Origin of the sequence: Pseudoalteromonas sp. SG44-1, from assembly GCF_014164315.1 — a bacterium.
GTDB classification, from domain to species: Bacteria; Pseudomonadota; Gammaproteobacteria; order Enterobacterales; family Alteromonadaceae; genus Pseudoalteromonas; species Pseudoalteromonas rhizosphaerae.
Genome location: NZ_JACJEW010000082.1, coordinates 1 through 13,506 on the forward strand (window position 1 = coordinate 1; position 13,506 = coordinate 13,506).

Genomic DNA, 13,506 nt, shown 5'->3' on the forward strand with positions numbered 1-13,506 from the left:
CTAAAATATTACCAATGGGAGGCGGCGTTGGTGGTGGTTCTTCAGATGCGGCCAGCACACTTTTAGCGCTTAATAAATTATGGCAATGCCAGTTATCACTGTCTGAATTAGCAGCGCTTGGCGTGGCCAAGCAATGGGCAAACTCAAGTAACAGCAACGGGGGCAATCATTTACACCGCCAATGCAGATTACTATGGTGACGACAGCTTTACTTACACAGTTAAAGACAGCAATGGCGCGATATCTAACCTTGCTACTGTCACCATGACCGTGAACCCAGTCAATGATGCACCTTTAGGTATTCCGCAAAGTTTAATACTTGCTGAAGATAATAGCGTCTTGATCACCTTAGTTGGCTCAGATATTGAGAACGATGATCTAAGCTATCGTCTTGATGAAGGCGCATTACATGGCTCGCTTGTGCAGCAAAGTAATGATAGTTGGTTATATACGCCAAACGCCAATTATAACGGCAGTGATGGCTTTAGCTTTGTTGTTAATGATGGACTATTAGATTCAACAATAACGCCGGTATCGTTAGTTATCACCGCAGTGAATGACGCGCCAGTTGTTGGTCTACAAACCGGCGTTACTGATGAAGACATGCCAGTCGTTATGAACTTACTCGGTAGTGATGTTGATGGTGATACATTAATCTATACAATCGTTAGTCAACCAACTCATGGCACTGCGACTATCTCAGGTGAGCAAGTTACTTATCAAGGCAGTGCAAATTACTTTGGTGACGATCAGTTTAGTTATATAGCGAATGATGGATTACTTGATTCAGCACCGAGCACAGTATCAGTAACGATTAATAGTATTAACGATTTGCCAGTGATTACTGGAGTACCAAGCTTAGCGGTTAATGAAAATGACTTATATAGCTTTGTACCACTAGCGACAGATAATGATGGCGATAACCTCAGCTTCAGTATTGAAAATAAACCAAGTTGGTTGAACTTTGATACCACCACAGGGGAGCTATCAGGCAGACCAAGCAATGCTGATGTAGGAAGTTATGCAGGCATCACGGTGCGTGTAACTGATGGGATTGCAAGTCAAAGTTTAACCCCATTTACACTGACAGTAGTGAATGTTAACGATGCACCAACAATCAGCGGTTCACCTGCAACATCAATCGCGCAAGATACAGGTTACTCATTTACGCCAATTGTGTCGGATATTGATAATACCAGTTTATCATTGACGATTGCGAACAAGCCGAGTTGGGCAACGTTTGATAGCACAAGTGGTACATTAAGTGGTATACCGACACGAGATGACGTTGGTCTATATAGTAATATTTTGATCAGCGTAACCGATGGGCAGTTAAGCAGTACGCTTAACCCATTTAGTATTGATGTAACGTATGTGAATGCGCCGCCTGTTGCTAATGATATGGTAATGCGCGTTAAAGAAGATAATAACCTCAGTGTCAGTGCTCAGGTTAGTGACAGTGATAACGACAATTTAGTTATAGAAGTGGTCACTCAACCACAGTTTGGTAGCTTAACGGTGCAAGGAACGGTATTTAGTTATCAGCCACAGGCTGATTATCATGGTAGCGACACCTTTAGCTATTTAGTGACTGATGGTAAAACAAGTTCAGCTATAGCTACGGCGTTAATTACTGTTGAGTCAGTAAACGATCAACCGGTTGCTGTGGAAGATACCTTTGACTTAGCGCGAACAGAAAGCGGCCGTTATATACTTGATGTATTGGCGAATGATACTGATGTTGATGGTGATGTAATAACAATTATTGGTGCTAGGGCGTCAGTGGGTACAGTGAGTATTGTTGACCAGCAGCTTGTCTATCAATTTAGCGCAAGTAACCAAGGCACTATTAAAGTTGAGTATATTATTGCCGACCCCGCGCAAGCACAAAGCACAGGGTTTGCTTTTATTAACTTTACTGATGGCCAACTAGGTGCACCAACCATTACACCTCCAGCTGATGTGGATATTGATGCAACAGGATTGTTTACTCGAGTTAAGCTGGGTACAGCTCTTGCGTTTGATAGCGAGCAAAACAGATTACCAGTCGCAACTTTAAATCAAAGTATGTTGTTTACGCCAGGTGTACATCAAGTGTATTGGCAAGCGACAGACAGTAGTGGTAAAACCACAATGGCTAGCCAGCAAGTAATGGTTCACCCGCAAATATCACTAGGTAAAAATAAAGTTGTTGCTGAGGATCAAAGTTATACCACTCGGGTTTACTTGAATGGAACAGCGGCAAGTTATCCTGTCACTGTACCTTACAGCGTATCTGGAACCGCAACATCAGATGATCATGATTTAATCAGCGGTGAAGTGGTTATTGAACAAGGCCTCGTTGGTGAGATCAACTTTAGAGTCTTTGCAGATAGTGAGATTGAAGCGGATGAAACAATAGTTATAACGCTTGACGATAGCCTTAATACTGGCGCGCAAGCCTCTAATATTATGACTATTTCAGAGAGTAATATAGCACCAAGCTTAGTTACGATAACGGAGCAAAATAATCAGCCTCGGCCATTTGTTTTAGCCAGTGACGATCTCGTAACAATTACAGCGTTGGCAACAGATAATAACCCTGGAGATAATATTTCATTCAGTTGGCAAGCAGCAGATGAACGGATTGTTGATCTAGGTAATGCGGCTGATACATTTGTGTTCTCTACAGCTGAACTCGATATTGGTATTTATGAAATAGCAGTAACCGCAACAGATGACGCTGTGGATAGCTTATCAACTACAGTGACCAGTTATGTTGAAGTGGTAGCTCAGTTACCTGAGTTAACAACTGCCGATACTGATAATGACTTAATACCAGACAATATCGAAGGTCTACAAGATAATGACCGTGATGGTATTCCTGATTATTTGGATAATATTAATGAATGTAATGTATTACCTGAGCAAGTAAATGAGTCCGCGCAGTTTCTTGTCGAGGGGGATGCGGGAGCATGTTTAAGAAAAGCATTCTCAAGCATACAAAATAGCAGTGGCGCAGCACAATTGTTTGAAAATGAATTGCCTGCAGATGTTGGGATGGATAACTCTGGTGGTTACTTTAGCTTTATAGTAACCGCCATGGAGCAAAAAGGTGAAAACTACCACATAGTGCTTCCGCAAAGAATGCCAATACCAGCGGGGGCGATTTATAGAAAGCTTATCAATAATGAGTGGATTGACTTTAATACCAGCAACGGCGATAAGGTCTATTCTACTCAAGGTGAGCAAGGGTATTGCCCTTCACCAAATAGTCAGCTGTGGCAAGAAGGGCTTAAAGAAGGTGACTGGTGTGTACAATTACGCATAACTGATGGTGGTATCAATGATGCTGATGGCGTAGCGAATGGTCAAATTGTTGATCCAGGCGGCGTTAGCGTTATGAGTAGTAATAACAGCGCGCCTGTTACACAATCAGATCAAGTAACTATTGCACTAGGTAATAGTATTGTTATTGATGTGCTCAGTAATGATAGCGATGCAGATAATGATGTATTGATGCTCACCAGTGCAAGTGTTGATTTTGGTGAGGTAGCAATCGTTAATAATCAACTTAGTTATCAACCATTACTTGATTTTATTGGTACTGCAACAATCAACTACAGTGTGTCTGATGGTAAAGGTGGAACAGCCTTTGGTACAGCGACTGTTAGTGTGGTAGTAAACAGTGCCCCAACAACTATTGCTGATACTGCAAGCACCAACGACCGCACGCAAATAGTTATTGATGTACTCTCCAATGACAGCGATGCGGATGGTGATGCACTTAGTTTAATAAGCGCGCAAGCTACGCAAGGAACAGTCACTATAAATAACGATGGCACATTGAATTACCAACCTAAAGTAGGTTTTGAAGGTGTTGATTTAATTGAATACACAGTGACTGACAGTAAAGGTGCTGAAGCTAAAGGAGAAGTAAAAGTGACCGTAAAAGCTTATACAACCACCACGGTTAAAAATAGCTCATCAGGTAGTTTAGGCAGCACCATGGTGTTGTTAATGATTGGTTTAGTCTTTATACGTCGCCAATCAAAACTGACGCCATGGGCTTTACTCGCTACGGCTGCGGTAGTCAGTCAGCCTGTACTAGCAGGTGAGTGGTCTATGGATGGCACTATTGGTTATGCGGCCGTTGCAGGCTCAACCACAACTAATCAATCAGTCGAATTAGCGAATACTGAATACGACGATACCGATATTAGTTGGTCAATAGGCGCAATTTATTCCTTAGCGACTAATTGGCAATTTGGCGTACGCTATATCAACTTAGGCGAAGGTAGTATGACCTTTGTTGGAGATACGCTTGATCCAAGTAACGCGCAATTGAATGTATCACAAACCGTGCCGGTATTGTCACAAGGACCTGCGATACAAACAGCTTATGTATTTCCGCTGTTGGGCCAAGTTAAGAGTAAGGTTTTTGTAGGGGCTTTCCATTATCATTATTCAATCGATAGCCGCTCATCTACGGGGCAAAAAATTACATATAGTGACACCAATACACGCCCTTATTTGGGCGGGAAATTAGCTTATCCAGTGCTTGAAAATACAGATGTTTCAATTAACTATAGCCATTATAAGCTAAGAGAAAACGATGTGAATGAATGGGCGCTAGGATTCCAATATCAATTTTAGGAGTCATTAAAGCGTAAATAAAAACGGCTAGCTTTCTAGCCGTTTTTGTATTTAATACTTAAACAACCCAAGTTTAGCGACAATGCCTTTTCAAGATCATTGAGCTACTTAACTGTCTTATCAAGATGATCCGCTTGTTGGGCAAGCGATTACCTTCTAACATCGGAAATAAATTAGGGTATTTAAGATAGTGATCACCTTTAAGCCATTAGCTTCGGGTCTCACGGTATCGGGCCTCGTTTTGCTTTGGTGCTTTTGCTATAAGCTTAACAATTTGTTTTATGCATACGTATTCAGATCAGTTCGCCGTCAAGCGATTATGGTTGCGTGATCATAATCGCTATTTCGGTTCGGTAGTCACGAGCATATAAGCTGATCCGCACGGTTTTCTTGTCGATGGTATAAAACAACGTTCGGCGTTTATTATCACCGATAATAAGCTCAGACTTACCTAAAGCTTGTTGATAAAAAGCACTCACTTTTGTAATCGACTGAGCAACATAGCCAGTTTGTATCAGTGGGTAGTCATCGGCAATTTGTAATGAGTACTTAAAATCAGCTGGTAGCGGAACGCTGTCTAAATTTGCAGCGCAAGTCACTGAGGTTAGGCTTATTGCTAACATCAGTGGTGTTATTATTTTTATCACATCGGTTCCTACACGCTATTTTTGCTAAGTTAAATTTTATTTCGAATTAAATCTCTTACAATAAAGCGGGCTGGGTGAATCGCTTGGCTTACTCGTTCACTCAAAGGCTGTGGTTCATTGTTAAGTGCAGCAACTAATTGTTCTGCACACAGGGGCGCACTGCATAAGCCACGAGCCCCAAAGCCTGTGAGTATGTGTAGTCCTTGTTGTGGTTTTTGTAAGGATTGATATTGATAGCGTTTCCCTGCGCGTAAATTGGCAAACGCGTGAATATAATCACTTTGCTGCGGCCATTCTCCGGCCATAGGGAGGTGATCAATAAAACTACAACGTACAGCGGCTTTAGCTGCCGTGATCTCACCTAGACTACTGGCAAAGTCGGTTTGTCCATAAAAGTGAAGCAGTTGCTCGCGATTTGTTTGATTGTCTTGGTCTTTGACTGCGCGGCTTTTTGAGTTCTTCTCGAATGTTGCGCCCATACAGTGATGGTCTAAATAAGCAGGAGTAAAGTAGCCTTTATGACATAGCACGGTTTTTAGTTTACGTGATGCAGGACTTGCTTGTACATGGGATACTTGACCACGCACGCCAACAATTGGCAGAGCCTGAGTTTGTACAAAACGGTCGCTGTGCTCACCAGCACATACAATAACGTCACTAAATGGGCCAAACTGTTGCCCTTGGCTCAATAACAGCCAGCCTTGCGGGGTTTTCTCAAGCTGTTCGATATCACAATTAAAATGGCTTTTAATTGGTTTGAGTTTATGGGCTTGTTGGAACAGAGCGCTCACTAATTGTGGTGGGTTAACCCATCCACCTAACGGGAAATATACGCCAGAGTAGCCTGTACTTACACCGGCAATTTCATCACCTTGCTCAGGCGTTACGCCGTGCATGAGTTCATCTGGCCACAGCTGTTTATGTTCAATATTTTGATGGCGCTCAACTAAGGGTTGTTTGATCGCGTGTTGTAATACGCCGCACCATTGATGATCATAGTGAAAGCCATTCTCAGTGAGTTGCTGATAAAGTCGTTTCGCATATAAAAAACTGTGCGCAAAAAGCTCACTGTGCGGGGAGTTTTTTGCTTGTAAGTGCGGATAAATCGCACCTTGTACATTATGAGATGCGCCCATCGCGAGTTGGGGATCTTGGCAAAAAAGTTGGCTGTTAACCCCACGTTTCGCCAAGCTATATAAAATAGCGCTGCTGGCTATCCCTCCGCCAATGACGGCAACGTTTTTAAGTGAACTTTGCTGATGAGCCAGATAAGGTGGCGCCGATTGTGCTTGGTTAGCATGGGCTAAAGAACCAATCAGCATTTCATTTTTTTTGCCATGACCTTTGATTTTTTGTACCGCAAACCCTGCATCAGCAAGACCTCTACGTACAACACCTGCAACCGTAAAGGTTGCAAACGTGGCATTACTACGAGAAATATCCACCATTGAATTAAATAAGGCTGGCTGCCACATTTCTGGATTTTTACTCGGTGCAAAGCCATCTAGATACCACGCATCGATAATACCTGTTTGCGGGTAGCTTATAGCTGCGAGTGATTCTTGCACATCGCCAAAATATAAATCGAGTATAATTCGACCATTATCAAATTCAAGACGATGGCAACCAGCCAAATTAATCGGGTACTTAGCAAGTAACTGTTTACTCAATGGTGCTAAACTAGGCCATACTTGCAATGCCTTTTGCAGATCGTCTGTTTTAATCGGATACTTTTCAAAAGAAATAAAATGTAAGCGCTGCACATTCTGTTGTGCTGAGTTGTGAACTTCTTGGCTTTGATGTTGCCTACTGGTTAGATGATTTTTAAATTGTTGCCATGTATTTAAAAAATTAAGCCCAGTACCAAAACCAGTTTCAGCGATAACGAAATGTGCACGGTCATGATTTTGTAATCGATGAGGCATATTATTTTGCTGGTAGAACACATAATCAGACTCAGCTTGGCCATCATCGTTCGAAAAGTAGACATCGTTAAAGTTGTCTGCAACGGGTGTACCTAAGTTATTAAAGTGAATTTCAGCGTTTTTAATCATGGCATGCAATTAATGAGTACTTTTTTTCATTATTTTACGTGTTTTCTTTGAAATAGTCTGGCGTTATTTATAAGCTAGAGGTTCAGAGTACAAGTGTACGCTAGAAAGCTGACCACTTCGTTGTAAGTTTCAGCGTAAAATAGAACACAATTTAGTATCAAGCTAAGGTAATTACCCATGAGAAGAGCCGTTATTACGGGCATCGGTGTTGTATCAAGCATCGGTAACAACAAAGAAGAAGTATTAGAATCGTTAAAAACAGGTAAGAGCGGAATCGCTTTTAACCCAGAATTTGCTGAATATAAGTTACGTAGTAACGTATCTGGCAAAATTGATATTGACGTTAAAGAGTTTGTTGATCGTAAAGCAATGCGCTTTATGGGCGATGCCGCTGCGTATTCGTATATCTCAATGGCACAAGCAATTGCAGATTCTGGTTTATCTGATGATCAAGTATCAAATGAGCGCACGGGTATCATTGTGGGTTCCGGTGGTGGTTCATCTAAATGGCAGGTTGAAGCGGCTGACATTTTACGTGAAAAAGGCGTAAAACGTGTAGGTCCTTATATGGTTCCGCGCACCATGGCCAGTACAACATCGGCATGCTTAGCAACACCATTTAAAATTAAAGGTGTTAACTACTCAATCAGTTCAGCATGTGCAACCTCTGCACACTGTATTGGTAACGCAGTTGAGCAAATCCAATTAGGCAAACAAGACGTTGTTTTTGCCGGTGGCGGTGAAGAGCTTCACTGGACATTGGCAATGGAATTTGACGCAATGGGCGCACTTTCTACTAAATATAACGAAACGCCTGAAAAAGCCTCTCGTACTTATGATGCTAACCGCGATGGATTTGTTATCTCTGGTGGTGGCGGTATTGTTGTTGTTGAAGAACTTGAACATGCGCTTGCACGTGGTGCACACATTTATGCTGAAGTTGTTGGCTATGGCGCAACATCTGATGGCTATGACATGGTTGCACCATCAGGTGAAGGTGCTGCACGTTGTATGCGTCAAGCAATGCAAGGCGTTGACAGCATTGATTATCTAAACACTCACGGTACATCTACACCAGTAGGTGATGTAAAAGAGTTAGGAGCAATTCAAGAAGTATTTGGTGGTAATTCACCGATGATCAGCGCGACTAAAGCAATGACAGGCCATGCACTGGGCGCCGCTGGTGTGCATGAAGCTATTTTCTCACTATTGATGTTAGAGCATAGCTTTGTTGCGCCTTCAATCAATATTGATGAGCTAGATGAACAAGCTGCAGGCTTAAACATTATCACTGAGCGTAAAGACGTTGAACTAAATACTGTTATGTCTAACAGTTTTGGTTTTGGTGGTACTAACGCCACGTTAGTGATGAGTAAATATAAAGGCTAATTAAAAAGCCACATTACAATTAAAGCCGAGCAACTTGCTCGGCTTTTTCGTTTTCAAAGTCGGCTATGTTCGTTACAATAGCGGCTCTTAGTGCTTACTGGACTTGTTAATGAAAATTCTTGCAGACCAAAACATGCCACTTGTTGAGCAATATTTTGCTGATTTTGGTGAAGTAACGCGTTTTGATGGTCGTACATTACAAAGCGAACAGCTAATTGATGTTGATGTATTATTAACTCGCTCGGTAACCTCAGTAAATGAAGCACTGTTAATACATGCTAATAAATTACACTACGTAGGTACGGCGACAATCGGCGTTGATCATATTGATACTGATTTACTCAAACAACGTGATATTGCATTTACGAGCGCACCTGGTTGTAATGCCGTTGCTGTGGCTGAATATGTGATCAGTAGCTTGTTTGCACTGTGCCAAGAAAATGCCTGCACCTTGGAACACAAAACCATTGGGATTGTCGGAGTGGGCAGTATTGGTAGCTGTTTGCGAGATAAATTAGCCGCGCTTAATGTCACTGTATTAGTATGCGATCCACCTAAGCATGAAGCGGGACAATTAGCCGAGCATACAGATATTGATGAGTTGTTGAGTAAAGCGGATATCGTCACTTTCCATGTGCCGTTAGTAACGACCGGTAAACATAGTACCTTGCATTTAATGAACAAAGCGCGTTTAGCAGCGCTTAAACCTGGCACTATTTTGATTAATGCCAGTCGCGGCGATGTGGTCGATAATCATGCTCTACTGGAAATTATGCGCGGTGGTGCCAAGCTCGATGTGGTATTAGATGTATGGGAAAACGAACCTTCTATATTAACTGAATTGCTTGAGTTTGTGCGTTATGCCAGTGTCCATATCGCAGGCCATACCTTAGAGGGTAAAGCACGTGGCACGCAAATGCTCTATGAAAAGTTGTGCGAGCTTAAAGGTTTGCAAACAGGCAAAGCATTAGCTGATTTTTTACCAGTGCCCGCGTTTACCCAAGTTACATTACAAGAAACCTTTAGCGAAGCTGATTTAGGTCAGTTGATCCATCTGGTTTACGATGTGCGTCGTGATGATGGTATTTTGCGATGCAACTTAGCAAGTGAAGGGTTTGATAGCTTACGTAAAAACTACCCCATTCGACGTGAATTTAGCACAGTCAAAGTGCTAGGTGCAGGCGCATATTCGCCTTTGCTGCAAGGGCTTGGTTTCGTAGTCGAATAACTTAAAATTTAAACAGCGGCCACAATGGCGGCTGTTAAACGAGGAATACACATGTCACAAAAATATAATGTTGCCGTACTTGGCGCTACAGGTCTTGTTGGTCGCCAAATTATTGAAACGTTAGAAGATCGTAAGTTTCCTGTTGATCAATTATTTTTATTGGCAAGTAGTCGCAGCGCTGGTGAAGATATTAAGTTTCGTGGTGAAACTATTGAAGTGCAGGACGTTGAAGGGTTTGACTTTAGCCAAGCGCATATTGGTTTATTTTCTGCTGGTGGCAGTGTGTCAGAAAAATACGCACCTATTGCCGCTGATGCAGGATGTGTAGTAATTGATAACACTTCGCACTTTAGAAATGATTTTGAAATACCACTGGTTGTGCCAGAAGTAAATGCAGCAAGCCTTGCTGATTTTAGAAATCGCAATATCATTGCTAATCCTAATTGCTCAACTATTCAAATGATGGTGGCATTAAAACCTATTTATGATGCATACGGCATCGATCGTATTAATGTATCTACTTATCAAGCAGTATCGGGTGCAGGCAAAAAAGCGGTTGATGAACTTGCAAAACAAACTGCTAATTTAATGAATGCACGCCCTGTAGATAGCGAAATATTTCCAAAGCAGATGGCGTTTAATGTTATCCCACAAATTGATGTTTTTGAAGATAACGGTTACACCCGTGAAGAAATGAAGATGGTTAACGAAACCCATAAAATTCTGGGTGATACCACAATTGCTGTTAATCCGACGTGTGTACGAGTTCCGGTATTTTTTGGTCACTCAGAAGCGATTAACATTGAAACACGTATGCCTTACGACTTTGAACATGTAAAACAGTTACTTAATGACGCGCCAGGGCTTGAACTTATAGAAGACGAAGGGGATTACCCAACCCCGGTTACGGATGCAAGTGGTAATGACATTGTGTATGTAGGGCGCTTACGTCAAGATATCTCACATCCGCATGGTTTAAATATGTGGGTTGTAAGTGATAATACCCGTAAAGGGGCCGCAACGAACAGCGTGCAAATAGCTGAAGAGTTGATAGCGAACTATCTTTAATTAAAAGCAAGAAAAGCGGCAGTTTGTCGCTTTTTTATTTTTTAACTGCCAAATAATTGCCGCATAGCTGCTAAAAGCGTATAAACTTAATCTTAACGATAAAAAACTCTTCCGGCTAATAAAGTTTAAGCTATTACGTATCAAAGTGTTGCGATGGATATTAAGCCGCAACTGGTTTATAGTTTGCAACTGGAATAGAGCTTGCAGGAAAGACTTAATTAACTATTTATTTATGTACGTTATTTCTGCAAGAAATAATCAATGTTTAAGCGTCTAATTTAATGGCGCTGCGTTAACATTTAAACATTAAAGGATCAGCATGCGCGGTTTAGCTACACTCCTCTTATTAGCGTCTGCATTGGTGGTAACACCGATATACTCCCAAGACGGCAGCCAACTTAAAGGCCCTAAAGGCGTTGATTATGGCGTTCAAGGGCGTTCTATTGGGCCAATAAAGCCAACCGATACGCTATGGCGAATTGCTGCAAAAGTGCGACCAGATAACTCCGTCAGTATTTATCAGGTTATGCAGGCTTTATATGAAAAAAATCCGCAATCATTTTTAGATCAAAATCTCAATCATATGCGCGATGGTGCGTATTTAAAAATTCCTACCTTAGCCGATATCCGCGCAGTAAGCCCAGAGCTTGCCAAACAGCGCTCAGAGCAAGATGATGAGCTATGGGAAAAAAAGAAAAATGGCACGCTTACGAACAGCGAAATTACTGCTTCACAAACCAAAGTAACTCAAGCACGCAAAGTGGATGTTGATGAAGCTAAGCAAGAATTAAAACAAGAAATCAACAGCATTAAAACCCAACAGGGCAGTCAACTTGTTGAATTACAAAAACAGTTTAAGTCGTCTGTTGATAATGTCGAAGAAATCTTAGTTGAAAACAGCAAATTAAAGCAACAGTTAACTGGCGTGTCTAAAGAACTTGAAATTATTCGTGAGCAACTTGGTAAAGACAGTGAAATTCAACGCCAACTTTCTGAATTGATTGCAAAACAGAACGAAATTATAGAGCAACAACAAGCAAAAAAGCTCGAAGAGACTAGTGAGTTTGACTTTGCTGGGCTGTTAGCCAATCCGCTAGTTCTTATTTTATTAATGACAATTCCAGCGTTATTGATCATCTTTGCAATCGTGATGTTTTTACGTAAACGTAATAAAGAAGATGAAAGCACAGATGATGACGAATTTTTACCACAAAGCCCTAGTTATACAACAGAGGATGATGTTGACTTAGGACCATCACTTGATCCAATTATTCCAGATCCAGTTCAAGAAGACGATGATGTAAGTATTCAGCTTGATGATCTTGAGAACGATATTTTACCAGATGACGACGATATTATTTTTGATGACAATATTGATGATGCGTTTGAGGATGGTGACAGTTTATTAAATCAAGACGAATTAGATGGCTTACTGAGCGACGACATTGTATTTTCTGATGAAAGTGACGAAGCTAAAGAAGATGATGAACTTGATATCTTCATGCAGCAAGATTTTGATCAAGCAGATGATGATAGCTTAGGTGACGACATTGATTTAGATATTAAAGCTGACAACAATGATGGCGATATTTTAAGTGCAGCAGATCTAGATGATTTATTTGCTAATGACAGCGATGAACCGACTGCTGAATTAGATGACTCGCTTGATTCAGATGATGACTTAGCAGCACTCAGTGAAGAGTTAGCAGATGAAGGTGATGATTTTGACATTGATGCATTGATTGATGAACAAAGTAGTAATCAACCGACAGATAAGAATGACGGCGATAATGACGAATTTGATTTAGACGATATTGACAGTTTAATTGATGAAGCTGGTGATAAAGCAACAGCAGAGCCAGAGCTGGCAGAAGAAGATGAATTTGATTTAGACGATATTGATAGTTTAATTGATGAAGCTGGCGATAAAGCAACTGCAGAGCCAGAGCTTGCTGAAGAAGGCGAATTTGATTTAGACGATATTGATAGTTTAATTGATGAAGCTGGCGATAAAGCGACTGTAGAGCTTGAGCTGGCAGAAGAAGACGAATTTGATTTAGACGATATTGATAGTTTAATTGATGAAGCTGGCGATAAAGCAACAGCAGAGCCGGAGCTGGCTGAAGAAGACGAATTTGATTTAGACGATATTGACAGTCTGCTTGATGAAGCTGGCGATAAAGCAACAGCAAAGCCGGAGCTGGCTGAAGAAGATGAATTTGATTTAGACGACATCGATAGTTTAATTGATGAGACTGGCGATAAAGCAATAGCAGAGCCAGAGCTGGCTGAAGAAGACGAATTTGATTTAGACGATATTGACAGTCTGCTTGATGAAGCTGGCGATAAAGCAACAGCAGAGCCGGAGCTGGCTGAAGAAGATGAATTTGATTTAGACGACATCGATAGTTTAATTGATGAGACTGGCGATAAAGCAATAGCAGAGCCAGAGCTGGCTGAAGAAGACGAATTTGATTTAGACGAT

At 41.4% G+C, this 13,506-nt stretch carries 7 protein-coding genes and 1 pseudogene; 6 read left to right on the forward strand and 2 right to left on the reverse strand.

Annotation, left to right across the window (positions count from 1 at the left end):
• A pseudogene (locus H5187_RS21500) lies at positions 1-125 on the forward strand (4-(cytidine 5'-diphospho)-2-C-methyl-D-erythritol kinase); the annotation flags it as partial.
• Complete coding sequence (locus tag H5187_RS21505) at positions 118-4,635, forward strand: Ig-like domain-containing protein (RefSeq protein WP_182798335.1); 4,518 nt, start codon at positions 118-120, stop codon at positions 4,633-4,635. The pseudogene H5187_RS21500 and the gene H5187_RS21505, both read left to right, overlap by 8 nt.
• Before the next feature lie 317 nt (positions 4,636-4,952).
• On the opposite strand, the gene H5187_RS21510 is transcribed toward H5187_RS21505, so the two are convergent.
• Both H5187_RS21510 and mnmC read right to left on the reverse strand, forming a co-directional pair.
• A complete protein-coding gene (locus H5187_RS21510; protein ID WP_145241510.1) occupies positions 4,953-5,282 on the reverse strand; it encodes a hypothetical protein in 330 nt (109 codons plus the stop codon).
• A gap of 29 nt (positions 5,283-5,311) precedes the next feature.
• Positions 5,312-7,336, reverse strand: a complete 2,025-nt coding sequence (gene mnmC, locus H5187_RS21515; RefSeq protein ID WP_182785311.1) for a bifunctional tRNA (5-methylaminomethyl-2-thiouridine)(34)-methyltransferase MnmD/FAD-dependent 5-carboxymethylaminomethyl-2-thiouridine(34) oxidoreductase MnmC — start codon at positions 7,334-7,336, stop codon at positions 5,312-5,314.
• Between the two features lie 177 nt (positions 7,337-7,513).
• On the opposite strand from mnmC, the gene fabB reads away from it, so the two are divergent.
• The 4 genes from fabB to H5187_RS21535 form a co-directional block, all read left to right on the forward strand.
• Positions 7,514-8,725 carry a beta-ketoacyl-ACP synthase I gene (fabB, locus tag H5187_RS21520; protein WP_145241506.1) on the forward strand — a complete coding sequence of 404 codons (1,212 nt, stop codon included), beginning with the start codon at positions 7,514-7,516 and terminating at the stop codon, positions 8,723-8,725.
• Between the two features lie 109 nt (positions 8,726-8,834).
• The gene (locus tag H5187_RS21525) at positions 8,835-9,953 is read left to right on the forward strand and encodes a 4-phosphoerythronate dehydrogenase (RefSeq protein ID WP_182794097.1); all 1,119 of its coding nucleotides are present in this window, start codon (positions 8,835-8,837) and stop codon (positions 9,951-9,953) included.
• A gap of 51 nt (positions 9,954-10,004) precedes the next feature.
• Entirely contained in the window at positions 10,005-11,021 is a 1,017-nt protein-coding gene (locus tag H5187_RS21530; RefSeq protein ID WP_145241502.1) for an aspartate-semialdehyde dehydrogenase, read from the forward strand.
• 319 nt (positions 11,022-11,340) lie between these two features.
• A partial coding sequence (locus H5187_RS21535) for a FimV/HubP family polar landmark protein (protein WP_310737477.1) occupies positions 11,341-13,506 on the forward strand: 2,166 nt, incomplete at its 3' end.

Bases quoted from the DNA above. Each gene is read 5' to 3' on its own strand.
- mnmC (WP_182785311.1), bottom strand. From the start codon at position 7,336: ATGATTAAAAACGCTGAAATTCACTTTAATAACTTAGGTACACCCGTT.
- H5187_RS21530 (WP_145241502.1), top strand. From the start codon at position 10,005: ATGTCACAAAAATATAATGTTGCCGTACTTGGCGCTACAGGTCTTGTT.
- fabB (WP_145241506.1), top strand. From the start codon at position 7,514: ATGAGAAGAGCCGTTATTACGGGCATCGGTGTTGTATCAAGCATCGGT.
- H5187_RS21525 (WP_182794097.1), top strand. From the start codon at position 8,835: ATGAAAATTCTTGCAGACCAAAACATGCCACTTGTTGAGCAATATTTT.